This is a genomic window from Dyella kyungheensis (assembly GCF_016905005.1).
Taxonomy (GTDB): Bacteria; Pseudomonadota; Gammaproteobacteria; order Xanthomonadales; family Rhodanobacteraceae; genus Dyella; species Dyella kyungheensis.
The window spans coordinates 381,888-405,485 of record NZ_JADIKC010000007.1; the positions used below are offsets into that span (position 1 = coordinate 381,888).

The window sequence follows — 23,598 nt, forward strand, 5'->3', positions numbered from 1 at the left end:
TCGTTGTCGTTGTAACCGCGGGTGCTGACGTTCCTGTCGCCCCGAGGTGGCGGACGAACATCCATTCGTCCTAGGCCAGGCTTCATGCCCTGCCCAATTAAAAATTCTTGGTGATCCAGCCGCGCAACTTGTCCACCAGTCCGCCGACGCTGCCGCCGGACGGGCCGCTCACGCGCATGCCGCCCGAGCGCGCGCCGTGCAACAGCAGGCCCACGCCGGTGGAATGCAGCGGATTGGCGACCACTTCGCCCAGGCCACTGACGTGTTGCGGCACGCCCACGCGCACCATCTTGTGGAAGATCTCCTCGGCCAGCTCCAGCGCACCTTCCATGCGCGAGGCACCGCCGGTGAGCACCACGCCGGCCGCCACCAGGCTTTCGTAGCCGGAGCGACGCAGCTCGTCCTGCACCATCTCGAAGATTTCCTCGTAGCGCGCCTGCACCGACTGCGCCAGCGACTGGCGCGCCAGGCGGCGCGGCGGACGGTCGCCCACGCTCGGCACCTGGATGGTTTCCTCGGCATGCGCCAGCTGCGCCAGCGCGCAGGCGTACTTGATCTTGATTTCCTCGGCATGCGCGGTCGGCGTGTGCACGCCGTAGGCGATGTCGTTGGTCACCTGGTCGCCGCCCACCGGCAGCGACTTGGTGTAGCGGATCGCACCCTGCGTGTAGATGGCGATGTCGGTGGTACCGGCGCCGATGTCCACCAGGCACACGCCCAGCTCGCGCTCATCGTCGGTCAGTACGGACTTGGCGCTGGCCACGGCGGACGGCACCAGCTCATCCACGGTAAGGCCGCAACGCTGGATGCACTTGCTGATGTTCTGCACGGCCGCAGCGGCACCGGTGACCAGATGCACGCTCGCTTCCAGGCGCACACCGCTCATGCCTACCGGCGAGCGGATGCCATCCTGGCCGTCGATGCGGTATTCCTGCGATTCCTTGTAGAGCACCTTGCGGTCCGCCGGAATGGCGACTGCGCTGGCCGCTTCCAGTACCTGCTCCAGGTCGCCCGGGGTCACTTCGCGATCGCGGATCGCGGCGGTGCCGTGGGAGTTCTTGGTTTCCAGGTGACTGCCGGAAATGGAGGCGTAGACCGAGCGGATATCGCAGCCTGCCATCAGCTCGGCCTCTTCCACGGCGCGCTGGATGGAGTGCACCGTCGATTCGATATCGACCACCGAACCGCGCTTCATGCCGCGCGACACATGGGTGCCGATACCGATCACTTCGATCGGTTCGCCAGGCTCGTACTCGCCCACGATCGCCACCACTTTCGAGGTGCCGATGTCGAGGCCGACGACTAGTTGCTTGTCGTTCTTGGTCTTCATGTGCGGGGTGAGCCTCCAGCGTTCACGGTGTTCGCCTGGGGCGGCCATCGAACGGCAAATCCATTGGTATATCGAAGATCGGCATAGGCGAAGCCATCGCTATGGCCCGCCATCAATTGGGGGTAGACGTCCAGGAAGCGGCGCAGGCGACGGCCTGCCTGGTCGCGATCGCCGATGACGATCTGCGCGCCGCTGCTGGTGGTCAGACTCCAGCTGCCACGCTCGGTGAGCGAGACGCCGGTGATTTTCAGTTTCGTGTTGGTGAACGCCTTTTGCGTTTCCGCGTAGAAGCTCACCACTTCCGCCAGCCGCGCGTCCGGACCGCGCAGGTCGGGCAGATCGGTGTTCGCCGAAACATCGGGCACGTCGAACACCAGTCCCTGGCGGCTGATCAACTGCTTTTCGTTCCAGCGCGCAAACGGCTGGCGCTCGTAGATGCGCAGGATCAGCGTGTCGGGCCAGCGCTTGCGTGCTTCCACCGACTCCACCCACGGCAACGCGGCCACCGCCTTTTGCACGCCATCGAGATCGAGCGCAAAGAACCCCTTGCCGAGGCGCGGCATCACCACCGAACGGAGCGAGTCCTCGGTGACATGCTTGAACTCGGCTTGCACCATCAACTGGGTCACCGGCCAACGATTGGCCGCAAACCATCCGCGCAGCACGCCGACAATCGGCAGCGCCACGAGCGCGATGGCCAAAACCCAGGCAACGAGGCGGACGGTTCCCCTCACACGCCCTCCCGGAAGCTCGTTTCCAACACGCGCCAGCACAGCGTCTGGTAGTCGATGCCCGCGACGGCGGCCGCCTTGGGCACCAGCGAATGCGACGTCATGCCCGGCGCCGTGTTCACTTCCAGCAGCCAGTTGCGGCCCTGCTTGTCGCGCATAACGTCCACGCGACCCCAACCGGAACACGCCAGCGCATCGAACGCGCGCAGCGCCAGTTCCTGCATCTCGCGCTCGTCGTCGCCGCGCAGGCCGGGGCAGATGTACTGCGTGTCTTCGGCGATGTACTTGGCGTTGTAGTCGTAGTACTCGCCCTTGGGCACGATGTTGATGGTGGCCAGCACCTGACGATCGAGCACGCCGACGGTGTACTCGCCGCCCTCGATCAGCGTTTCCATCAGCATGTCGCCGGGATAGCGCTGGGCCAGCGCCACGGCCTCGTCGAGGTCTTCTTCCTTGAACACGCGCGAGACGCCGACGCTGGAACCTTCCCAGGCGGGCTTCACGATCAGCGGGAAACCGATCTCACGCGCAGCGGCATGCACGTCGGCGCCGCGCGGCAGCGCCTTGAACTTCGGCGTGGGCAGGCCGATCGCCTGCCACACCAGCTTGGCGCGAATCTTGTCCAGCGACAGCGCGGAGCCCAGCACGCCCGAGCCGGTGAACGGCACGCGCAGCGACTGCAGTGCACCCTGCAGCTCGCCGTTCTCGCCGCCACCGCCGTGGAGAATATTGAACACGCGGGCGAAGTGACCCGCACGCACCGCGTCGAGCAATGCCGGGATGCCATCGATGGCATGCGCATCGACGCCGCGCGCCTGCAGCGCCGCGAGCACGTTGCGACCGGAGTCCAGCGAGACCTCGCGCTCGGCCGAGCTGCCGCCCATGACGACGGCGACGCGGCCAAACTGTGCGGGATCGGTGATCGTCTTGCTCACTTGTTCGTCCTCAGATGACCGGCGTTGGCCAGCTCCACCGCCGCAGCGCCGATATCGCCGGCGCCAAGCAGCAGCAACAAATCGCCGTCGCGCAGTAGCGCGGGCAGCGTTTCCTTGAAATCGCGCGGGTGATCGATCAGCACCGGATCGACCTTGCCGCGTGCGCGCACGGCACGGGCCAGCGCACGGCCGTCGGCGCCCGTGATCGGCGCTTCGCCGGCCGCATAGATTTCCGTCAGCACCAGCACGTCGGCTTCGGCGAGCACGTTGGCGAAGTCGTCGAGCAGATCGCGCGTGCGGCTATAGCGATGCGGCTGGAAACCGACCACCAGGCGGCGATCCGGCCAGCCGCCGCGTGCGGCAGCGAACACGGCCGCGAGTTCGCGCGGGTGATGGCCGTAGTCGTCGACCAGCAGGACGTTGCCCTGGTCCAGCGCGATCTCGCCGCGGCGATGGAAACGGCGACCCACGCCCTGGAACGCTTCCAGCGCGCGCGCAATCGCTTCGGCTTCCACGCCCAGCTGCCAGCCGATGGTGGCGGCGGCCAGCGCGTTGAGCACGTTGTGGCGGCCCGGCAGGTTCAACTTCACGTGCAGGGCTTCGTTGCGACCCGGCAGCCACAGGTCGAAGTGCATTTCGAAACCGTGCTGCGAAAGATTGCTCGCGCGCACGTCGGCGTCCTGCGTGTCGATGCCGTAAGTCATCACGCGGCGCGTGGTCGACTTCGCCAGCGCGGCGACTTCCGGATCGTCGACGCACAGCACGGCCAGGCCGTAGAACGGCAGGCGGTGCAGGAAATCGTCGAAGGCCTTCTTCACCTGCGCGAAATCGTTGTTGTAGTTCTCCAGATGATCCGCGTCGATATTGGTGATCGCGGCGATCACCGGCGACAGCATCAGGAACGAACCATCCGACTCATCGGCTTCGGCCACGATGTACTGGCCCGTACCCAGTCGCGCATTGGCGCCGGCCGCATTGAGCTGGCCGCCGATCACGAAGGTCGGATCGTAGTTCGCCTCGGCCAGCACACTGGCGGCGAGACTGGTGGTGGTGGTCTTGCCGTGCGTGCCGGCGATGGCGATGCCGCGACGGAAACGCATCAGCTCGCCCAGCATCTCGGCACGCGGCACCACCGGGATGCGCGCGGCACGCGCGGCCTGCAGTTCCGGATTGTCGGCCTTGATGGCGCTGGACGTGACCACCACGTCGGCATCGCCGATGTGCTCGGCAGCGTGACCCATGTGCACCACGATGCCAAGGCTGGCCAGGCGCTGTGCGGTCGGCGAGTTGGAGCGATCGGAGCCGGACACGGCATAGCCGAGGTTGTGCAGCACTTCGGCGATGCCGCTCATGCCCACGCCACCGATGCCGATGAAGTGCACGCGGCGGAAGGTGGTCATCAGGTCTTCGTGCGCGAGCAGGCGACGCGGCGTCATGCGGCCACCTCCATGCAGGCGCGTGCGATCACATCCGCGGCATCGGGCTTGGCCAGCGTGCGCGCGGCCTCGGCCATCGCGATCATGCGCTCGCGGTTATCCAGCAACGCTTCCAGGCGTTGCGCCAACTGCTGTACGTCCAGGTCCTTCTCCTGCATCAACTCGGCCGCATGCGCGGCGACCAGCGCCTCCGCATTGCGGGTCTGGTGGTCGTCCACCGCATAAGGGAACGGCACGAGCACGGCGCCGAGACCGGCAGCCGTCAGCTCGGCCAGGGTCAGCGCACCGGCGCGGCACACGGCGAGATCCGCCCATGCGTAGGTGCCGGCCATGTCTTCGATGAAGGGCACGATCTGCGCTTCCACGCCCGCTTTCGCATAGGCCGCGCGCGCTTCATCGATGCCGCGGTTGCCGCACTGGTGCAGCACCTCGGGTCGCTGCGACGGCGACATCAGCGCCAGCGCCTGCGGCAAGGCGATATTCAATGCACGCGCGCCGAGACTGCCGCCCAGCACCAGCAGACGCGGACGTCCACTGCGGCCACCCATGCGCTCGCGCGGCGACGGCAACGCAGCAATGGCGCCACGCACGGGATTGCCCACCCATTCGGCATTGGGCAGCGCATCGCTGAAACCGGCGAGCACGCGCTGCGCATGGCTGGCGAGCTTGCGATTGGTGAAACCGGCGACGCGATTCTGTTCGTGCACCAGCAGCGGGCGACGTGTCATGCGCGCCGCTACACCGCCAGGACCGGCCACGTAGCCGCCCATCGACAACACGCTGCGCGGATTGATCCGGCGCAATGCAGACAACGAGGACATCAATGCGCGCGCCAACATGAGTGGCGCGAGCAAGCGTGTCTTGAGCCCCTTGCCGCGCAGGCCACCGACCGGCACCGTCACCAGCTCGATGCCGTGCGCCGGCACCACCTTGGTTTCCATGCCACCTTCGGCACCAAGCCACACGACCGGAACGCCGCGCGCGCGCAGCGCCTCGGCCACGGCCAGGCCCGGGAAAATGTGGCCGCCGGTGCCGCCGGCCATGATCAGCACGGGCTTGGGCGCGCTCATGCGGTCACCGCCTCGCGCCCGGGCGCGGCCGCTGCGTTGGCGTCCGGCGCCGCGCTGGCCGGCATGCGCGTGGCCATCTGGCGTGCGTCGAGCGCGCGATTGATTTCGTAAGTGGTACGCAGCAGCACGCCGGCCATCGCGCAGGTGAGCACGATGGAGGAACCGCCATAGCTGATCAGCGGCAGCGTGAGACCCTTGGTCGGCAGCGCGCCCAGGTTCACGCCGATGGAGACCATCGCCTGCAGGCCGATCATCAGCGAGATGCCGCACGCCACGTAGCCGGCGAAACGCTGGCCGATTTCCATGCCCTTGACGCCCAGGTACAGGCCGCGTCCCACGGCGACACCGAACAGCAGCATCACGAACAGGATGCCTGCCAGGCCGAATTCCTCGGAGATCACCGCGAAGATGAAGTCGGTATGCGCCTCGGGCAGATACGAGAGTTTCAGCACGCTGGAACCCAGGCCAACGCCCGTCCATTCACCGCGGCCGATGGCCATCAGCGACTGCGTGAGCTGGAAACCGTCGTTGAACGGATCGGCCCAGGGATCGACGAACGAGGTCAGTCGGCGCATGCGGTACGGCTCGAACTTCGCCACGAACCACAGCAACGCCACCACCGGCAGGCCCATGCCGCCGAGAAATACCGGCTTGGCGCCGCCCATCCAGATCATGCCGATGGTCACCGCGATCATCAGCGTGGCCGAGCCGAAGTCCGGCTGCACCAGCAGCATCACCACGAACAGGCCCGCCACCATGATCGGCTTGAACAAGCCCCAGAAACTGCTTTCCACGCTTTCGCGATGGCGCACGAGATAGCTGGCCACGTAGACGACCAGGATCAGCTTGACCGCCTCGACCGGCTGGAACGTGGTGACGCGGAAGTTGAGCCAGCGATGCGCGCCGTTGAGCCGCATGCCGATACCGGGCACGAACACCAGCACCAACAGCAAGACCGCGCCGCCGAACATCATCCAGGCGTGCTTTTCAAGCAGCTTCAGTTCCGTGCGCATGGCGAAGGTCGCCACGATCGCGCCCAAGCTCAGGAACAGAAGATGCTTCTTCAGGTAATAGAACGCGCCTATGTGCTGGCTGTCGGCCACCGCGATGGAGCTGGAGGTGACCATCACGACACCGACGCACGCCAGACCGACGAGCGCGATCACCAGCAGCATGTCGAAGCTGCCGCGGGGACCCTGTCGTCGTTTGGCTTGCGTGGTGTCGAAGAGCATGTCAGCGCACCTTCAACGTGGCGAGGCCGATCAGCACCAGCACGACGCTGATGATCCAGAAGCGCACGATCACGCGCGGCTCGGGCCAGCCCTTGAGTTCGAAGTGATGATGGATGGGCGCCATGCGGAACACGCGCTTGCCGGTCATCTTGAAGCTGGCCACCTGGATCATCACCGAGGCGGTTTCCATCACGAACACGCCGCCCATCACCAGCAGCACGATTTCCTGGCGCACGATCACGGCGATGGCGGCCAGCGCGGCACCGATCGCCAATGCACCGACGTCGCCCATGAACACCTGCGCGGGATACGTGTTGAACCACAAGAAACCCAGGCCCGCACCGGACAGCGCGCCGCAGAAGATCGCCAGCTCGCCTGCACCCGGAATCGAGGGAATGCCCAGGTATTCGGAGAACACGCGGTTGCCGGCGAGATACGCGAACACGCCCAGCGCGCCCGACACCAGCACGGTCGGCATGATGGCGAGACCATCGAGGCCGTCGGTGAGGTTCACCGCGTTGGAGAAGCCCACGATCATGAAGTAGGCGACCACCACGAACAGGAAACCCAGCGGCAGCGCGACCTGCTTGAACAACGGCACGTACAGCGCCGTTTCCGCCACCGGCAGCGCACCGTTGGCATGCGGCGCCGTGTAATAGAGGAACAGCGCCGCGGCGAGGCCGAACACCGACTGCCAGAAATACTTCCAGCGCGACGCCAGCCCGCGGCTGTCCTTCAGCACCAGCTTCTTGTAGTCGTCGTAGAAGCCGATCACGCCGAAGCACAGCATCACCGCCAGCACCAGCCACACGTAGCGGTTGTGCAGATCGGTCCACAGCAGGGTGGACAGCGTCACGGCCAGCAGGATCATCACGCCGCCCATGGTGGGCGTGCCGGCCTTGGCCAGGTGCGTCTGCGGACCGTCCTTGCGCACCACCTGCCCCGCCTTGAGTTCGGCGAGCTTCTGGATGAGCACCGGGCCAAACAGCAGCGACATCGCCAGCGCGGTGAGCGCGGCCATGATGGTGCGGAACGTGATGTACTGGAACAGGTGCAGGGCGGTGAAGTGCCGAGCCATCCAGTCTGCGAGTTCAAGCAGCATCGGATGTGCCCTCCCCATTTCCCTTGTGGTCGCGAAGCGCGACGACGACTTGATCCATGCCGGCCGAACGCGAGCCCTTGACCAGGCAGGTCACGCCGCCGTGCAGTTGTTGCTTGAGTGCGGCGGCCAGCGCCGCCTTGTCGGCGAAATGCTCGCCGCGTGCGCCGAACGCCTTGATGGCGGCTGCGCTCAGCGGCCCCACCGCGAACAGGCGATCGATGCCGTGCTGGCGGGCGCGCTCGCCGATGCCGGCATGCAGCGCCGCTGCGTTGTCGCCCAGTTCCGCCATGTCGCCCAGCACCAGCCAGCGTTCGCCTTCGGCCAGCGCGAGCGTGTCGATGGCGGCACCGACCGAGCCGGGGTTGGCGTTGTAGCTGTCGTCGATCAGCGTCCAGCCACCCGGCATGCGTTCGAGCTGCAGACGACCAGCCACGCCGGGCACCTGCTCGAGGCCTTCCACGATGGTGTCCAGCGGCACTTCGAGTGCCAGCGCGATCGACGCGGCCGCCAGTGCATTGGCAATGTTGTGGCGACCGGCCAGCGGCAGATGCACATCGGCATCGCCTACCGGCGTGCTCAAGACGAAATGCGAGCCGTCGACACGCTGGTCGACGATATCCGCGCCGATGTCGGCCTTGTGGTCCAAACCGAAGCGCAACTGGCGACGTGTGCCGGCCAGCCCCGCGAAGAAGCTGGCGAACGCATCGTCCGCATTGATGATCGCCACGCCGTCGACCGGCAAAGCCTGATACAGCGCGCCCTTGGTCTCGGCCACGCCTTCCACGCTGCCCATGCGCTCAAGATGCGCGGGCGCAATGGTGTTGACGAGGCCGATATCGGGCCGCGCGATGGCAGCGAGATAGGCAATGTCGCCCGGCTTGCCGGCGCCCATTTCGAGCACGGCGAACTGCGTGTCCTGCGGCATCGCCAGCAAGGTCAGCGGCAGGCCGAGCTCGTTGTTGTAGTTGCCCGCATTCACGTGGGTGCGGCCGTGGCGCGACAGGATCGACGCGGTGAGCGTCTTCACCGTGGTCTTGCCATTGGAACCGGTGATGCCGATCACGCGCACATTGCCCTGGGCACGCACCGCACTGGCCAGGTCGCCCAGCGCCAGCGCCGTATCGTCCACCACCACCTGGGGCAGCGGCGAGTCGATCCTGCGCGTGACCAGCGCGGCGATGGCGCCGCGTGCCATGGCGTCGGCAAGGAAATCGTGACCATCGACGCGCTCGCCCTTGATGGCGACGAACAGGTCGCCCGCCTGCAGCTTGCGCGTGTCGATGGTGACTCGCATGACGTCCACGTCGGCACCGACCAGGTGGCCGCGGGTCCATAGCGCGATGGCGCTCAAGCGCATCATGCGCGGCCCTCCAGCACCTGGCGTGCAACGGCCAGGTCGTCGAACGGCCGCTTGCCGTGGGCGCCTTCCTGGTAGGTCTCGTGACCCTTGCCGGCGATCAGCACCACATCGCCCGGCAGTGCCAGGGCCAATGCCTGTTCGATCGCCGAGCCACGGTCGCGCTCCACCCGGGCCCTGTCGGGGTGACGCAGCCCGGCCACGATGTTGGCCACGATGACGTCGCCGTTTTCGGTGCGCGGATTGTCGTCGGTGATGATGATGCGGTCCGCCAGGCGTTCGGCGATGGCGCCCATCTGCGGACGCTTGCCCGCGTCGCGGTCGCCGCCGCAACCGAACACGCAGATCAGCTTTCCTTCGCAGTGCGCGCGCAAGGCGGTAAGAGCCTGCTCGAGCGCGTCCGGCGTGTGGGCGTAGTCGACCACCACCAGCGGCAGCTTCGACACGCCGCCGAGGCGGTTCATGCGGCCATTGATCGGCTCCAGCGATTCCACCGCCGCGACGATGCGCTCGAACGATTCGCCCAACGCACCAAGGCAGGCGATCACCGCCAGCAGGTTGGCGACATTGAAGCGGCCGAGCAGACGGCTGCGCACCGCATCCCTGCCCCATGGCGTCTGCAGGTCGAACGCCAGCCCTTCGGCCGAGGTGACGATGTTCAACGCGCGGACGTCGGCGTCCGCGTGGCTTTCCGTGCTCAGGCGCAGCGTCTGCACGCCCGGCGACAGGCGCTGGGCGAGTGTGCGGCCAAAGGCATCGTCGATGTTGACGGCAGCCGCTTTCAGCGAAGGCCACGCGAACAGCTTGGCCTTGGCTTCGCCGTAGGCTTCCATGCTGCCGTGGTAATCGAGATGGTCGCGGGTGAGATTGGTGAACGCAGCGACCTCGAACGCCACGGCAGCCACGCGGCCCTGCTCCAGCGCATGCGAGGACACTTCCATCGCCACGTGGGTGGCGCCCTCGTCGCGGAACGACGCGAGCAGACCCTGCACGTTGATGGCATCGGGCGTGGTGCGCTCGCCTTCGTTGAGGCGGCCATGCAGGCCCGCACCGAGCGTGCCGATGGTGGCCGCACGATGACCCAGGTATTCCAGCGCCTGCGCCAGCAACTGCACGGTGGAGGTCTTGCCGTTGGTGCCGGTCACGCCGATCACGCGCAGCGAGTCGGACGGACGGCCGAAGAAGCGCGCGGCGATCTCCCCCACCTTGCCGTGCAGGCCATCCACCCACAACACCGGCACGTCGAGGCTGTCGGCGTGCGCGGCAGGCGCTTCGGCCAGCACCACGCGCGCACCGCGCTCGACGGCGCCGCGCGCAAAGGCGATGCCATGCTCGCGCGTGCCGCGCAGGGCGAAGAAGGCATCGCCCGGACGCACCTGGCGCGAATCGAGGGTGAGTCCCGAAACGACGATATCGCCGACACCCTGGGTCTCGGCGATGCCTTGGAGCAGTTGGTCGAGGCGGGCGCTCATGGCGTGGCTCCCTCGACCGGTGCATCGTCCACGGTTTCCACCGTGGGCTGTTTGGTGCCGGTCAAACCGTTTTGTCCTTGCAGTGGTCCGCCGACATACCAGCGACCGATGTTGTCTGGAGGCACGTCCAGCAGGCGCAGTGCGCCATCCAGCACTTTGACGAAGACAGGGCCGGAGACCAGCGCGCCGTAGTAGCTGCCCTTCCGGGGATTGTCGATCACCACCACCGCCGCCAAGCGCGGACTGGAAGCGGGCACGATGCCGGCGAAGGCCGAACTGTAGTTGTTCTTCGAGTAACCGCCGGCCGTCGCCTTGTGCGCCGTGCCGCTCTTGCCGGCCACGCCGTAGTTCGGAATCCATGCATACGGGGCGCCCGTGCCGCCCGGCTGGGTGACCGCCACCATCATCTGCACCAACTCGTTGGCAATCTTCGGATCGATGATCTGCTTGGGCTCGTTGTCCGAACCCTTCACGAAGGTGGGCAGGTGCATCACGCCGTTGTCGGCAATGGTGGCGTAGCCATTGGCCAGTTGTAGCGGCGTCACGTTGAGGCCGTAGCCATAGGCAAGAATCGCCTTCTCAAGCATGCCCCAGCTCTTGCCTGGCTTGAGATAGCCCGACGCTTCGCCCGGAAAACCGCTGTTGGTGCTGTTGCCGAAGCCGAACGCGCGATAGGTGTCGGACATCAGGCCGGTATCGAGCGTCATCGCCACCTTGGCGGCGCCGATATTGCTGGACTTGGCGATGATGCCCGTGGGCGACAACAGGCCGTAGGCGTGCGTGTCGCGGATGGTGTGCGAGATGTAATAGAAGTTGCCGTTGCCGGTATCGACCATCGGGCCGGTCGGCGTGTATTTGCCGCTGGACAACGCCGCGGCCATCAAGAACGGCTTGATGGTGGAACCCGGTTCCACCACGTCGGTCATCGCACGGTTGCGGCGGCTCGACGGATCGCTGCCGCGCAGCGCGTTGGGGTTGTAGGTCGGCCAGTTCACCATGGCCAACACTTCGCCCGTGCGCACGTCCAGGATGACGATCGAACCGGAGTCGGCATCCGACTGCTGGATGGTGTTCTTCAGTTCGTTATAGGCGAGGAACTGGATGCGCCGGTCAATGCTGAGCGTGATGTCGCGCCCCGGCTGCGGCGCGCGCACCAGCTCGAGATCTTCCACCACATGGCCCTGGCGGTCGCGAATCACGCGCTTGCGGCCTTCCTTGCCGGCCAGCCAGTCGTCGAACGCCAGTTCCAGGCCTTCCTGGCCGTGGTCGTCGATATTGGTGAAGCCCAGCACGTGCGCCATCACCGGGCCGGACGGATAGAAACGACGGAATTCGCGCTGGCCGTTGACGCCCGGCACGCCCAGGTCGAGCACCACTTGCGCTGCATCCGGCGGCATCTGACGCTTCAGATAGACGAACTCGCGCTCCGAACGCTGCGCCAGATACTGCTTGAGCGCATCCGCATCCATGCCGATGGCCTTGGCCAGCGCCGGCAATTTGTCTTCGTTGTCCAGCACCTCGGCCGGGTTGGCCCAGATCGAGACCACCGGCGTGGACACCGCCAGCGGCTCGCCGTTGCGATCGAAGATGGTGCCGCGCGACACCGCGATGGGCACTTCGCGCAGGATGCGGGCGTCGGCCTGGTTCTGATAGAAGTCCTTGCGCACCACCTGCATGTCGAACGCGCGCGCTGCCAGCGCCAGCGAGGCGACCGCGAGCACGCCGCCCATCACCAGCATGCGGCGACGGGAGCTGGGTGCCGCGGCGTGGCGGCGCGCAGTCGGCGAGGTGCGCTGGCGCGGCTTCATTGACGCACCAACTGGATGTCTTGCGGCTTCGGATTGAGCATGCCGAGCACCTGGCGCGCCTCGTCGTCCACGCGACGCGGCTCGGCCCAGGTGGCCTGCTCCAGCTCGAGCTTGCCGTACTCGATGTTGAGGTCGTCGCGCTGGTTCTGTAGGCGGGTCAGCTCGACGAACAGCACGCGGCTCTCATGGCGCGTCCACACCACGGCAATGGCGCTGGAAAGCACCGCCGCGATCAGGATGAACATGAAGATGCCGCCGAGTACCCTCATGCGAGCTTCTCCGCCACGCGCAGCACCGCCGAACGGGCGCGCGGATTGACGGACAGCTCGGCATCCGAGGGAAATTGGGCCTTGCCGACCGCGGCAAGGCGGGCAGGCGCGGCCGCCACCGGCGGACCACGGCGACTGCCCTGCACACGGCCGGAGTGGTCGCGGATGAACAGCTTCACCGCGCGATCTTCCAGCGAGTGGAAGCTGATGATGGACAGGCGCCCGCCGACCTTGAGCAGGTCGAGCGCGGCATTCAGCCCGTGCTCGAGCGCTTCCAGTTCGCCGTTCACATGGATGCGCAAGGCCTGGAAACTGCGCGTGGCCGGATGCTTGCCCGGCTCGCGGCGGCCGATCAGGCGCTCGATCAACGCGGCCAGCTGGCCGGTACGGGTGATCGGATTCTCGACCCGGTCTTCGACGATGGCGCGGGCGATCTTGCGGCTGAAGCGCTCGTCGCCATAGTTCCACAGCACGTCGGCGATCTCTTTCTCGCTGGCATGCGCCAGGAAATCCGCCGCGCTTTCGCCCTGCGTCGTATCCATGCGCATGTCCAGCGGCGCATCGGCCATGAAGCTGAAACCGCGCGCCGCTTCGTCCAACTGGGGCGAGGAGACGCCGAGGTCGAGCAGGATGCCGTCGAGGCCTTCCGCGGTTTCGTCCCACTCGGCCATGCTGGAGAAATTGGCGTGGCGGATGGAGACGCGCGGATCGCCGGCCAGTTCCGCCTGCGCGGTGGCGATGGCGGCGGGGTCGCGATCCATCAGCAACAGGCGGCCGTCGGGACCGAGGCGCGACAGCACGGCGCGTGCGTGACCGCCGCGTCCAAAGGTGCCATCGAGATAACGCCCGCCAGCCTGCACGGCGAGACCCTCCACTGCTTCACCCAGCATCACCGGGATGTGCACTAATCGCTCGGCCATGCCGCTTGCACTCCCGCTCCCGTCTCGTTACTGCGCCGCGCTGCCACCGTTGCCGGTTACAGCTGCAGCTCCGCCATCTCGTTGGTGATCTCGTCTTCGCCGATGGTCTGGCGGATCTTGGCCAGGTGAGCCTGCTCGCTCCAAAGCTCGAACTTGTTGCCCATGCCCAGCAGAACCGCCTTTTTCTCGATGCCCGTGGTCGCGCGCTGACTGGCCGGCAGCAACAGACGCGCGGCGGTATCGGGCTCGACCACAGCCGCGGCACCCACCAGCTTCATCTGCATATCGCGGTGAGCCGCCTTGACCTTGGGAAGCGCGTTGACCTGGTCGCGCACCTTTTCCCACTCCGCGTACGGGAACAGCCACAGGCAGCCCGACTCGAAGGGGTTGTAGGTGATCACCAGACGATTGGCGCAGGCGCCCGCCACCAACTCGCGGTACGCGGTTGGAATGGCCAGGCGGCCTTTGTCGTCAACGGTGATGGCGGTTTCGCCCTGGAACACGACCGATAGCTCCCACGAATTCCCACGATTTCACACAGGAACCCACGATAGTCTCGCCCCCTGAGACTGTCAAGGAAATTTTTCTTGTGAATCAATGAGAAAGGCGGTGATGTGGCAGTAATTCCAGCCCTTTCTGAGGAAACACTCGAAGGTATTTGAAAGGCTGGGTTTTTTTGATTTCAAACCGTGCCATCAGTCACGCTTTTCGAGGCCCATGAAGGCACCCGAGATGAATCGCTGTTCATGGCCCGCCACCCACGCCCGTCATCGCCTCGCCAACGAGTGGCGAGGCGATGACGACCGGTCGTGAAGGAGGTGGAGTCGGCCTGTAAGCCGGGTTCTGTACGCCTTGCGGCGCGACAGTCATTCCTCTCGGCCTGGCGTCACCGCCAGGCTCCAGCAACCTACCCGGGAACAACGCGGGCCGCGTTATCGTTCCCCTATTTGGTCTTGCTCCGAGTGGGGTTTACCGTGCCACGCGACGTTAGCCCCGCGTGCGGTGCGCTCTTACCGCACCCTTTCACCCTTACCACGCGCATCCGAAGATGCCGTTCGGCGGTCTGCTCTCTGTTGCACTGGCCGTCAGCTCACGCTGCCCAGGAGTTACCTGGCACTCTGCCCTGCGGAGCCCGGACTTTCCTCGATGCGCTTGCGCGCGACGCGACTGTCCGGCCGACTCCACCGTGGATTCTAGTGGAAAACAGGTCTCAGCGAGTTGCGGACGGCGCAATCACCCCTGTGGGAGCGCACTTGTGCGCGACTGCGGCGCACCGGTGCTCTGCGGTCGCACACAAGTGCGCTCCCACAGAAAAGTCTCAGCCTTCGTAGAGCAGCTTGCGCGGTGCGCCGGTGATTGCCGCGGCCAGCTTGGCCGCCTTCGCGGGCGGCAGTTCCTCGCGAAGCAAGGCAAACACACGCTTGCCTTCCGCTTCGCGCGCATCCGTCTCCTCGCCGCGCCCAGCCACCATGAGCACGCACTCTCCGCGCTGCTGATCCGGATCGCCAGCCACGCGTGCCGCCAGATCGCCCAGCGGTTCGCCGATCACCGTCTCGAACAGCTTGGTCAGTTCGCGCGCGAGCACGCCTTCGCGCGCTTCGCCGAACACATCGCGCATGTCGGCCACGCTTTCGGCCACGCGATGCGACGACTCGTAAAAGATGAGCGTGCGCGGATCGCCCGCAAGCTCCTGCAGACGCGTGCGCCTGGCGGCGGCCTTGGGCGGAAGAAAGCCCTCGAACACGAAGCGATCGCTGGGCAGGCCCGCCACCGACAGCGCCGCAATCGCCGCGCACGCGCCCGGCACCGGGGCACAGCGGATCCCCGCGGCGCGCGCGGCACGCACCAGGCGAAAGCCGGGATCGCTGATGAGCGGCGTGCCCGCATCGGAAATCAACGCCACCGATTCGCCGCCCAGCAGGCGGCGCACGATGGCGTCGACCACCTCGCGTTCATTGTGGTCGTGCAGCGCCACCAGCGGCGTGCCGACGTTGTAGTGCATCAGCAACGGCCGGCTGTGGCGCGTGTCCTCGGCTGCGATCACGGCCACCGAACGCAGCGTCTCGATGGCACGCGCGGAAAAGTCGTCCCGATGACCGATCGGCGTGGCGACCACCCATAGCAGACCAGGCTGAATCTGTGACATCTTGCTGTTTCCTATGCATCGGGCCGGCAAGCCAATGGGCTATCATCGCCCATCCGCCGACCATGTCGTCAAAAAGCTCGAAGGGATTTGGCCATGCGCTTGTACCGCGCCGCAGGCGTTGCCCTGCTTGTTGCCCTGGCATTGAGCGGCTGCGTGCCGCCGGCCGCACAGAAGTCGCCAGCGGAAGTCGCGGCGAGCCAGCAGGCCGACGTCCTGATCCAGCAGGGCAAGTTCGACGAGGCCGCGCAGGCCTATCTCGCGCTGGCGCAGACCAGCAGCAATCGCGACCATTATCAGTTGCTGGCCGCCGAGGCCTATCGACAGGAAGGCCAGCTCGATCGTGCGGCACCGCTGCTCGACGGCATCCGTCGCCAGCGGCTGACCGGCGACGAGCCCTCGCGACTCGATCTGCTGCAGGCCGAATGGGCATTGAAGCAACACAACGCGCCGAAGGCGCTGCAGCTCACCACCCAACCGAACATCAGCGTGCCGCCGGCATTGCAGCTGCGCCTGCTCGAACTGCGCTCGCAGTCCATGCAGCAAACCGGCGACTTCTGGGGCGCCGCACGCACGCGTGTCGAAATGGACGGCCAATTGAGCGGCCTGGACCAGGCGCAGAACCGCAAGCAGATCGTTTCGCTGCTCACTCAACTGGGCATCGACCCGTTGAAGCAGCGCGCCGCGGCGATGCAACCCGGCGATCGCATGCTGCCGTGGGTCAATGAAGCACTCACCCAGCTCGGCGTCGCGGTGGCGCATCCCGCGCCGGCGCTCGAGCAGGAAGTGGGCACCATGCTGCCGGGCGAAGGCGCCAACGTGCGCGAAGGCTTCAAGATGCCGTCGCGCGTGGCGCTGCTGTTGCCCACCAGCGGCAACCTCGCCTCGGCCGGCACGACCATTCGCGAGGGTTTCTTCGCTGCCTACGCCGATTCCGCGCACAACCACATGCCGCGTCCGCCGGTACGCGTCTACGACAGCGCCGGCACCACGGCGGGCGCGATCAAGGCCTACCAGCAAGCCGTCAGCGATGGGGCGCAGCTCATCATCGGCCCGCTGACGCGCGGCGAAGTATCCGCCCTGTTCGGCCTGCAGCAGCTGCCCGTACCGCTGCTCGCGCTCAACCATCCCGACGACAAGAGCCTGCCCGCCAGCGGCGTGAGTGAGTTCGGCCTGCTGCCCGAAACCGAAGGCGCGCAAGCCGCCGATCACATGGCGGAGGCCGGCATCACCAATGCGTTCGTCATCGTCAGCAGCGACGACTTCGCCCAGCGCGCGGCCAAATCGTTCAAGGCGGAGCTCGAGGCACGCGGCGGCAAAGTCGCGGGCACCGGCAACCTCGGCAGCGGCGTCAACTTTGCCTCGACCATTTCAGGCCTCGGCATGCCGACCGACAGTGGCGACGCCAGCGCCAACAAGGACAGCGGCATCTTCATCAGCATGCGCCCGCAACAGGCGCGCCTGCTGCTGCCGCAGCTCAGGCTTGCCCGCGTGAACCTGCCGGTGGTCGGCACGTCGCACATCTATGCCGGCGTCGATGACGCAGGCGCCAACCGCGATCTCGAAGGCGTCGAGTTCTGCGATTCGCCATGGCTGTTCGACGTGCAGCCGGGCCTGCCCAATCACGGCGACATCGCCGGACAGTTGCCCGCGGCACGCGGCACGTCCGCTCGCCTGTTCGCATTCGGCATGGATGCATGGAACCTCGCGCCCTATATCGACTGGCTGCGCGCGCATCCCGGCAGCTATCTGCCCGGTGCCAGCGGACAACTCACCTCCGACCAGTTCGGCCGCATCCGTCGCGTGCTCGTCTGGGCCAAGTTCCAGGACGGTCTGGCCCGGCCGCTCAACGGCAGCCTGCAGATGGATACCTCGCCTGCACTCGCCCCGCCGACCGACGCGAGCGGCTCGCCGCAACTCCAGCCCGAGCAGCCCACCGGCAATTGATGCGCGCAGCCGGCGCCGCATTCGAACAACGCGCCTGCGCCGAACTGCAGCGCGCAGGCCTCAAGCTGCTCGCGCGCAACTACACCACGCGCCATGGCGAACTCGACCTGGTGATGATGGATCGCGACACGGTGGTGTTTGTCGAAGTGCGCCATCGCCTGCACAGCAGCCGTGGCGACGCCGCGGCCTCCGTCAATGCCGGCAAGCAATCCAAGCTGATCAAGACGGCCGGGCTTTGGCTGGCCGCTCATTCGCAACATGCCAGCCGGGCCTGCCGCTTCGACGTGGTCTGCTATGACGGCCCCACGGAAGCCGCCCACATGAGCTGGTGGCGCAACGCATTCGAAGCCAACTAGGCCGGTCGCAGGCCATTCGTCCACGCTTTGCACATATTCGCCCGGGCACACTGCACGCAGCGCGCCGCCCACCAACGGCACCGTCATACGGGGACACCATGCTTCGCATGCTGATCAAGATCGGCAAATGGACGGCCATCATCGTGCTGGTCTTCCTGGTGTCCCTGCTGGCCATTCGCGCCTGGGATTCGCAGCGCGGCGATCCCTTGGCGCCCTGGCAGACCTTCGTGCCCGAAGAGCTGACGCCGTCGCAACTGGATGCCAGCGATTGGGCCGGGTACTTGAAGGCTGAGCAACACGCATTCGACGAGGTCAAGAACGAGGTCACCGACCAGCTCGAAACCGCCCAACGCGCGGTCACCAACCGATACTTCGACGGCGCACCGATGTATCCGGGGCGCTTTGCCCACGACTGGAACCGCTCGTACGTGCTGGAACCAGCCGGCACGCCGGTGGGCGCGGTCGTGTTGATCCATGGCTTGACCGACTCGCCATACAGCCTGCGCGATATCGCCGAGCTGTATCGCGCCCACGGTTTTGTGGCGATCGGCTTGCGCGTGCCGGGACACGGCACGGTACCCGCCGGATTGACCAAGGCGGACTGGCCGCAATGGCTGGCCGCGACTCGGCTCGCGATGCGCGAGGCGCGGCGGCGCGTGGGGCCGAATGCGCCCGTCCATATCGTCGGCTACTCGAATGGCGGCGCGTTGGCGGTGAAATACACGCTGGATGCATGCGAGCACCCTGAGCTCAGCATGCCCACACGCCTTGTACTGTTGTCGCCGATGATCGGCGTGACCAGTTTCGCCCGCTTCGCCGGCCTTGCCGGACTGCCTGCGATGTTGCCGCGCTTTGCCAAGGCGGCATGGCTGGATCTGCTGCCGGAGTACAACCCGTTCAAGTACAACTCGTTTCCGGTCAATGCCGCGCGGCAGTCGTATTTGTTGACGGATGCGATCCACAGCCAGATGGTTCGCATGGCGCGCGATAAGAAGCTCGCCCGGCTGCCGCCGATCCTCACCTTCCAGTCCGTGGTGGACGATACGGTGAGCGCGTCCGCCGTGATGCGCACGCTCTACGCACATGTGCCGGGCAACGGCAGCGAGGTCGTGTTGTTCGACGTGAATCGCAACCGCCGCTTCGACGCGCTGCTCAAGCCCAGCGCACTGGCGGCCGTCAACCGCATGCTGCCGGCTGGACCGCAGTCGTATCGCGCCACGGTGGTAGCCAATGTGACCGACGATGACGAACACACCGTCGCCCGCAGCACCGAAGCAGGCCAGACCGCGCCGACGGTGACGCGCTTGTCGGAGCTGTACCCCGACAACATCTTCTCGCTTTCGCATATCGCCCTGCCGTTCCCCTCGAACGATCCGCTCTACGGCACGGAGCCGGACCTGTCGGAGAACTACGGCATTCGTCTCGGCACGGTGGCGCCTCGCGGCGAGCGTGGCGCGCTCATCCTCAATCTCGATGCGGCACTGCGCATCAGCTCCAATCCGTTCTATCCCTATATCCGCGAGCGGATCGAGCAGTTGCTGCCACCGCGTAGCTGAGCAGTCACGGCAAGCGGCGGCGGAGAGTGGGATACTCATCGCATGACTCTTCCCGATGCCTTGCTCGACACGCTCCGCACGCATTTCCCGGGCGATGCCCTGGCGACCGGCATGGCCGAGCGCCTGGCCTATGCCTACGACAACTCCCGCCGCAACGCGCTGCCCGATGCCGTGGTCTTCCCGACCTCGCACGAACAGACCGAAGCGCTGGTAAAGGCATGCCGTGCGCACCGGGTGCCGGTGATCGGCCGCGGTCGCGGCACCAACACCACCGGTGCCACGGTGCCGGTGGCGGGCGGCGTGGTGGCGAGTTTCGAGCGGATGAATCGCATCCTGCGCATCGATCCGGACAATCGGCTCGCGGTGGTGGAACCCGGCGTGCTGAATGGCGATCTGCAACAGGCGTTGAAGCCGCACGGCTTCTTCTGGCCGCCGGATCCTTCGTCCTCGCCCTGGTGCAGCATCGGCGGCAACCTCGCCTGCAATTCGGCGGGGCCGCGCACGGTGAAGTACGGCAGTCCGCGCGAGAACACACTGGGGTTGCGCGCGGTGGCCGGCACGGGCGAAGGATTTCGTTGCGGCACCTATACCAGCAAGGGCGCCACGGGTTATGACCTCACGCGGCTGTTGATCGGCTCGGAAGGTACGCTGGCACTGATCACCGAGGCCACGCTCAAGCTCACGCCCAAGCCATCGGCGCTGCGCACCATCCGTGCCACCTATCGCGATGTATCGGCGGCGGCACGCGCCGTCGCGCGCATCATGGCCCAGCCGGTCACGCCGTGCGCGCTGGAATTCATCGACGACGTCGCGCTGAAACTGGCGCGCGACTACGGTGGCGATTCGGTGCCGCTGGCCGGCGCAATGCTGATGATCGAAGTGGATGGTGAAGCAGAGACGCTGCCGAGCGCGGTGGACGCCGTCTCCCGCGCGGCGCGCGGCGATGGTCTGGAAGACCTGCGCGTGGCCGAAACCGCGGAGGAAACGCAGGCGTTGTGGTCGGCGCGCAAGGCGCTGTCGCCGGCGCAGCGCACCATCTCGCCGAACAAGATCAACGAGGATGTGGTGGTTCCCGTGAGCCATCTGCCCGAACTGGTCGATGGCATCAAGCAACTGGCCAGGAAACACGACGTGCTCATCGTGAGTTTCGGCCATGCGGGCAACGGCAATCTCCATGTGAACCTGCTGCCCCGCGACGAGTCGGAGCGCGAGCGCGCGCATGCCTGCCTGGCCGATGTCTTCGCGCTGGTGATTTCGCTGGAAGGCACGCTGTCGGGCGAGCACGGCATCGGGCTGGTGAAGAAGGAATTCATGCCGCTGGCGCTGCAGCCTTCGACGCTGCAGTTGATGCGCCATGTGAAGGCGGCTTTCGATCCGGAGGGGATTCTCAATCCGGGCAAGCTGCTGCCCTGATCTGTCTCAGTCCTGTGGGAGCGCACTTGTGCGCGACAAGCCTCTCACTGAGCGATACCTGTGACGCTGCGGTCGCGCACAAGTCCGCTCCCACAAAAGATGAGCGATCGGCGTCCGCTCAGTCCTTGCGCGCAAAGATGATGAAGAAATCATGCCGCTGGCGCTGCAGCCTTCGACGCTGCAGTTGATGCGCCATGTGAAGGCGGCTTTCGATCCGGAGGGGATTCTCAATCCGGGCAAGCTGCTGCCCTGATTCTGCCCTTGTAGGAGCGCACCCTGTGCGCGACAAACCTACCCTGAGCGAAGACTTGTGGGGCTGCGGTCGCGCACAGGGTGCGCTCCTACAGTGTGCGGCCGTGCTCTGCGCTCAGACCTTGCGCGCAAAAATCAGGTGCAACCCGAACAGCACGAACACGGCGCCCGCCAGCCCGTCGATCCAGCGCGAAAGCTTGAGATAGCCGCGGCGCATGGCGGGCAAGGCGAACACGCCTGCGACCACGGTGAACCACAGCAGCGTTTCCACGATCACCAGGGTCCACAGCCCCCAGCGCGTGGCGGTATCGACGCGATCGCCCAGGAACGCTGAAAACACGCTGCCGAAATAGATCACCACCTTCGGATTGGACAGATTGGTCAGCAGACCGGCGCGCAAGGTGGCCCAGTCGCTCTGCTGCAGCACGGCGCGCGGTTCGCTGGCCGAAACGGGAGCCTTCACGGCGCCGCGCAGCATCTTCAGGCCCATCCAGGCGAGATAGAGGCCGCCGGCGATGGCGATCAGGCGCTCCAGCCAGGCCAGCCGCTGCAACAGCAACTGCAACCCGGCCAGCGCCAGCGCCGACCACACCACCACACCCAGGGTGATGCCAAGCACGCCGAACATGGCCTGGCGGCGCGTGCGGCTCACTGCCGTCTGCGACACGAAGAAGAAGTCCGGACCGGGGCTCAGCAAGGCCACCAGATGCACCAGGGCGATGGTCAGGAACAGGCTCACGGAGGTCTCCTCGGGGAATGGGGCCGATGTCTTCGTGGCGGCGCAGCTTGTCGCCACCGCAGCGGTCCTCTAGTCTGCCCGTTTTGGCACGGCCTTGGGACTTCCCAAGCCTCTGCAGGGGGATTCGCGGCTCGTCCAGACAGGTCCGGCTTCCGCCCGCCTGGAGGCATGAGCGCGCCACCTGCCCACTAACCGCTTCAACCACAGACATACGCTGATGAGCCTGCGACTGCGCCTGATTGCCATGAACTTCCTGCAATTCTTCGTGTGGGGGTCGTGGCTGCTTACCATCGGCGCATACTGGTTCCAGACCAAGCACTGGTCAGGCGCGCAGTTCGGCGCGATCTTCTCGACCATGGGCATCGCCTCGCTGTTCATGCCGTCCATTGCCGGCGTGATCGCGGACAAGCACATCAACGCGGAAAAGCTCTACGGCCTGTTCCACATCGGCGGCGCGATCGTGCTGTTCTGCGTGCCGATGGTGCAGTCCCCGGGCCTGATGTTCTGGGTGATGCTGATCAACATGATGTTCTACATGCCGACCATCGCGCTTTCGGTGGCGGTGGCGTTCAACGCGCTCAAGAGCGACGGCAAGGACGTGGTTCGCGATTTTCCGCCGATCCGCGTGTGGGGCACGGTGGGTTTCATCGCCGCGCTGTGGACGGTGAGCCTGCTGCACCTGGAAACCTCGTCGGGCCAGTTCTACGTGGCCTCGGGCGCGTCGCTGCTGCTGGGCCTTTACGCCTTCACGCTGCCGCCCTGCCCGCCGCGCTTCCAGCGCCGCGACAACCAGTCGTTGCTGGACACCTTCGGCCTCACCTCGTTCAAGCTGTTTCGCGACGCGCGCATGGCGGTGTTCTTCATCTTTTCGATGCTGCTGGGTGCGGCGCTGCAGCTGACCAACGCCTACGGCGATACGTTCCTGCACGACTTCGCCAAGATGGATGCGTACAAGGATCTGGTGGCGGTGCGTTACCCCGCCATCATCATGTCCATCTCGCAGATTTCCGAAACGCTGTTCATCCTGGCCATTCCGTTCTTCCTGCGCCGCTTCGGCATCAAGACGGTGATGCTGATCAGCATGCTGGCGTGGACGCTGCGCTTTGGCCTGTTTGCCTTTGGCGATCCGGGCGCGGGCCTGTGGATGATCGTGCTGTCGTGCATCGTGTACGGCATGGCGTTCGACTTCTTCAATATCTCCGGCCAGTTGTTCGTGGAAGGCCAGAGCGATCCGTCCATCCGCGCCAGCGCGCAGGGCCTGTTCATGCTGATGACCAACGGCGTCGGCGCGGTGCTGGGCAGCTCGATCAGCGGCCTGGTGATCGAGGCGTTCTTCACCCATCCGGACCAGAGCAAGGACTGGCACGGCATCTGGATCACCTTCGCCAGCTATTCGCTGATCGTGTCGGTGTTGTTCATGGTGCTGTTCAAGCACAAGCACGACCGGGTGGCGGCGGAAGCGCTGGCGGCCAAGATCGCGCACTGAGCCAAACTGCTTTCCTTGTGGGAGCGCACTTGTGCGCGACAAAC

The 23,598-nt window shown here is 66.0% G+C and carries 21 protein-coding genes and 1 other RNA gene; 6 read left to right on the forward strand and 16 right to left on the reverse strand.

Annotated elements, in window-relative coordinates; translation table 11 throughout:
- Window positions 1-97 precede the first annotated feature (97 nt).
- The 15 genes from ftsA to rsmI form a co-directional block, all read right to left on the reverse strand.
- A complete protein-coding gene (ftsA, locus tag ISP20_RS16305) occupies window positions 98-1,330 on the reverse strand; it encodes a cell division protein FtsA (protein WP_204637163.1) in 1,233 nt (410 codons plus the stop codon).
- Entirely contained in the window at window positions 1,327-2,064 is a 738-nt protein-coding gene (locus ISP20_RS16310; RefSeq protein ID WP_204637164.1) for a cell division protein FtsQ/DivIB, read from the reverse strand. The genes ftsA and ISP20_RS16310 overlap by 4 nt, the downstream gene beginning before the upstream one ends.
- Window positions 2,061-2,996, reverse strand: a complete 936-nt coding sequence (locus ISP20_RS16315; RefSeq protein WP_204637165.1) for a D-alanine--D-alanine ligase — start codon at window positions 2,994-2,996, stop codon at window positions 2,061-2,063. The genes ISP20_RS16310 and ISP20_RS16315 overlap by 4 nt, the downstream gene beginning before the upstream one ends.
- Window positions 2,993-4,432, reverse strand: coding sequence for a UDP-N-acetylmuramate--L-alanine ligase (gene murC / locus ISP20_RS16320; protein ID WP_204637166.1), 1,440 nt, complete (start codon window positions 4,430-4,432; stop codon window positions 2,993-2,995). The genes ISP20_RS16315 and murC overlap by 4 nt, the downstream gene beginning before the upstream one ends.
- A complete protein-coding gene (gene murG, locus ISP20_RS16325) occupies window positions 4,429-5,502 on the reverse strand; it encodes an undecaprenyldiphospho-muramoylpentapeptide beta-N-acetylglucosaminyltransferase (RefSeq protein ID WP_204637167.1) in 1,074 nt (357 codons plus the stop codon). Before murG ends, murC begins: the two co-directional genes overlap by 4 nt.
- On the reverse strand, window positions 5,499-6,734 hold the full coding sequence (gene ftsW / locus ISP20_RS16330; protein WP_204637168.1) for a putative lipid II flippase FtsW: 1,236 nt from the start codon (window positions 6,732-6,734) through the stop codon (window positions 5,499-5,501). The genes murG and ftsW overlap by 4 nt, the downstream gene beginning before the upstream one ends.
- 1 nt (window position 6,735) lies before the next feature.
- On the reverse strand, window positions 6,736-7,836 hold the full coding sequence (mraY, locus tag ISP20_RS16335; protein WP_204637169.1) for a phospho-N-acetylmuramoyl-pentapeptide-transferase: 1,101 nt from the start codon (window positions 7,834-7,836) through the stop codon (window positions 6,736-6,738).
- Window positions 7,826-9,196: a UDP-N-acetylmuramoyl-tripeptide--D-alanyl-D-alanine ligase gene (locus ISP20_RS16340; RefSeq protein WP_204637170.1), complete on the reverse strand. Its 1,371-nt coding sequence runs from the start codon at window positions 9,194-9,196 to the stop codon at window positions 7,826-7,828. Before ISP20_RS16340 ends, mraY begins: the two co-directional genes overlap by 11 nt.
- Window positions 9,193-10,665, reverse strand: a complete 1,473-nt coding sequence (locus tag ISP20_RS16345; RefSeq protein WP_204637171.1) for a UDP-N-acetylmuramoyl-L-alanyl-D-glutamate--2,6-diaminopimelate ligase — start codon at window positions 10,663-10,665, stop codon at window positions 9,193-9,195. The genes ISP20_RS16340 and ISP20_RS16345 overlap by 4 nt, the downstream gene beginning before the upstream one ends.
- The gene (locus ISP20_RS16350) at window positions 10,662-12,473 is read right to left on the reverse strand and encodes a peptidoglycan D,D-transpeptidase FtsI family protein (RefSeq protein WP_204637172.1); all 1,812 of its coding nucleotides are present in this window, start codon (window positions 12,471-12,473) and stop codon (window positions 10,662-10,664) included. Before ISP20_RS16350 ends, ISP20_RS16345 begins: the two co-directional genes overlap by 4 nt.
- Window positions 12,470-12,742 carry a cell division protein FtsL gene (ftsL, locus tag ISP20_RS16355; RefSeq protein ID WP_204637173.1) on the reverse strand — a complete coding sequence of 91 codons (273 nt, stop codon included), beginning with the start codon at window positions 12,740-12,742 and terminating at the stop codon, window positions 12,470-12,472. The genes ISP20_RS16350 and ftsL overlap by 4 nt, the downstream gene beginning before the upstream one ends.
- A complete protein-coding gene (rsmH, locus tag ISP20_RS16360; RefSeq protein ID WP_204637174.1) occupies window positions 12,739-13,662 on the reverse strand; it encodes a 16S rRNA (cytosine(1402)-N(4))-methyltransferase RsmH in 924 nt (307 codons plus the stop codon). The genes ftsL and rsmH overlap by 4 nt, the downstream gene beginning before the upstream one ends.
- A 56-nt stretch (window positions 13,663-13,718) precedes the next feature.
- Window positions 13,719-14,165 carry a division/cell wall cluster transcriptional repressor MraZ gene (gene mraZ, locus ISP20_RS16365; RefSeq protein ID WP_204637175.1) on the reverse strand — a complete coding sequence of 149 codons (447 nt, stop codon included), beginning with the start codon at window positions 14,163-14,165 and terminating at the stop codon, window positions 13,719-13,721.
- Between the two features lie 313 nt (window positions 14,166-14,478).
- Window positions 14,479-14,845: RNase P RNA component class A (rnpB, locus tag ISP20_RS16370), an RNA gene on the reverse strand.
- A gap of 135 nt (window positions 14,846-14,980) precedes the next feature.
- A complete protein-coding gene (rsmI, locus tag ISP20_RS16375) occupies window positions 14,981-15,808 on the reverse strand; it encodes a 16S rRNA (cytidine(1402)-2'-O)-methyltransferase (protein ID WP_204637176.1) in 828 nt (275 codons plus the stop codon).
- Window positions 15,809-15,901: 93 nt separating this feature from the next.
- Here rsmI and ISP20_RS16380 point away from each other — a divergent pair, with 93 nt between their 5' ends.
- The 5 genes from ISP20_RS16380 (at window position 15,902) to ISP20_RS16400 (ending at window position 21,330) form a co-directional block, all read left to right on the forward strand.
- Window positions 15,902-17,752, forward strand: coding sequence for a penicillin-binding protein activator (locus ISP20_RS16380; protein ID WP_204637177.1), 1,851 nt, complete (start codon window positions 15,902-15,904; stop codon window positions 17,750-17,752).
- Entirely contained in the window at window positions 17,752-18,108 is a 357-nt protein-coding gene (locus ISP20_RS16385; protein ID WP_204637178.1) for a YraN family protein, read from the forward strand. The genes ISP20_RS16380 and ISP20_RS16385 overlap by 1 nt, the downstream gene beginning before the upstream one ends.
- Before the next feature lie 98 nt (window positions 18,109-18,206).
- Window positions 18,207-19,664 (forward strand): alpha/beta hydrolase, encoded by a 1,458-nt coding sequence (locus ISP20_RS16390; protein ID WP_204637179.1) that lies wholly within the window; start codon window positions 18,207-18,209, stop codon window positions 19,662-19,664.
- A 42-nt stretch (window positions 19,665-19,706) separates the two neighbouring features.
- On the forward strand, window positions 19,707-21,077 hold the full coding sequence (locus ISP20_RS16395; protein ID WP_204637180.1) for an FAD-binding oxidoreductase: 1,371 nt from the start codon (window positions 19,707-19,709) through the stop codon (window positions 21,075-21,077).
- 151 nt (window positions 21,078-21,228) lie between these two features.
- The gene (locus ISP20_RS16400) at window positions 21,229-21,330 is read left to right on the forward strand and encodes an FAD-linked oxidase C-terminal domain-containing protein (RefSeq protein ID WP_204637181.1); all 102 of its coding nucleotides are present in this window, start codon (window positions 21,229-21,231) and stop codon (window positions 21,328-21,330) included.
- A 114-nt stretch (window positions 21,331-21,444) separates the two neighbouring features.
- Here the strand turns inward: ISP20_RS16400 and rhtC are convergent, their stop codons facing one another.
- A complete protein-coding gene (rhtC, locus tag ISP20_RS16405; RefSeq protein ID WP_204637182.1) occupies window positions 21,445-22,068 on the reverse strand; it encodes a threonine export protein RhtC in 624 nt (207 codons plus the stop codon).
- A gap of 217 nt (window positions 22,069-22,285) precedes the next feature.
- Here rhtC and ISP20_RS16410 point away from each other — a divergent pair, with 217 nt between their 5' ends.
- Entirely contained in the window at window positions 22,286-23,554 is a 1,269-nt protein-coding gene (locus ISP20_RS16410) for a nucleoside permease (protein ID WP_204637183.1), read from the forward strand.
- Window positions 23,555-23,598 lie beyond the last annotated feature (44 nt).

What these genes read in the sequence shown, in the direction of transcription:
- ftsA (WP_204637163.1), bottom strand. Translation starts at nt 1,330, where the DNA reads ATGAAGACCAAGAACGACAAGCAACTAGTCGTCGGCCTCGACATCGGC.
- murC (WP_204637166.1), bottom strand. Translation starts at nt 4,432, where the DNA reads ATGACGCCGCGTCGCCTGCTCGCGCACGAAGACCTGATGACCACCTTC.
- murG (WP_204637167.1), bottom strand. Translation starts at nt 5,502, where the DNA reads ATGAGCGCGCCCAAGCCCGTGCTGATCATGGCCGGCGGCACCGGCGGC.
- ftsW (WP_204637168.1), bottom strand. Translation starts at nt 6,734, where the DNA reads ATGCTCTTCGACACCACGCAAGCCAAACGACGACAGGGTCCCCGCGGC.
- mraY (WP_204637169.1), bottom strand. Translation starts at nt 7,836, where the DNA reads ATGCTGCTTGAACTCGCAGACTGGATGGCTCGGCACTTCACCGCCCTG.
- ISP20_RS16340 (WP_204637170.1), bottom strand. Translation starts at nt 9,196, where the DNA reads ATGATGCGCTTGAGCGCCATCGCGCTATGGACCCGCGGCCACCTGGTC.
- ISP20_RS16345 (WP_204637171.1), bottom strand. Translation starts at nt 10,665, where the DNA reads ATGAGCGCCCGCCTCGACCAACTGCTCCAAGGCATCGCCGAGACCCAG.
- ISP20_RS16350 (WP_204637172.1), bottom strand. Translation starts at nt 12,473, where the DNA reads ATGAAGCCGCGCCAGCGCACCTCGCCGACTGCGCGCCGCCACGCCGCG.
- ftsL (WP_204637173.1), bottom strand. Translation starts at nt 12,742, where the DNA reads ATGAGGGTACTCGGCGGCATCTTCATGTTCATCCTGATCGCGGCGGTG.
- rsmH (WP_204637174.1), bottom strand. Translation starts at nt 13,662, where the DNA reads ATGGCCGAGCGATTAGTGCACATCCCGGTGATGCTGGGTGAAGCAGTG.
- rsmI (WP_204637176.1), bottom strand. Translation starts at nt 15,808, where the DNA reads ATGTCACAGATTCAGCCTGGTCTGCTATGGGTGGTCGCCACGCCGATC.
- ISP20_RS16380 (WP_204637177.1), top strand. Translation starts at nt 15,902, where the DNA reads ATGCGCTTGTACCGCGCCGCAGGCGTTGCCCTGCTTGTTGCCCTGGCA.
- ISP20_RS16385 (WP_204637178.1), top strand. Translation starts at nt 17,752, where the DNA reads ATGCGCGCAGCCGGCGCCGCATTCGAACAACGCGCCTGCGCCGAACTG.
- ISP20_RS16390 (WP_204637179.1), top strand. Translation starts at nt 18,207, where the DNA reads ATGCTTCGCATGCTGATCAAGATCGGCAAATGGACGGCCATCATCGTG.
- ISP20_RS16395 (WP_204637180.1), top strand. Translation starts at nt 19,707, where the DNA reads ATGACTCTTCCCGATGCCTTGCTCGACACGCTCCGCACGCATTTCCCG.
- ISP20_RS16400 (WP_204637181.1), top strand. Translation starts at nt 21,229, where the DNA reads ATGCCGCTGGCGCTGCAGCCTTCGACGCTGCAGTTGATGCGCCATGTG.
- ISP20_RS16410 (WP_204637183.1), top strand. Translation starts at nt 22,286, where the DNA reads ATGAGCCTGCGACTGCGCCTGATTGCCATGAACTTCCTGCAATTCTTC.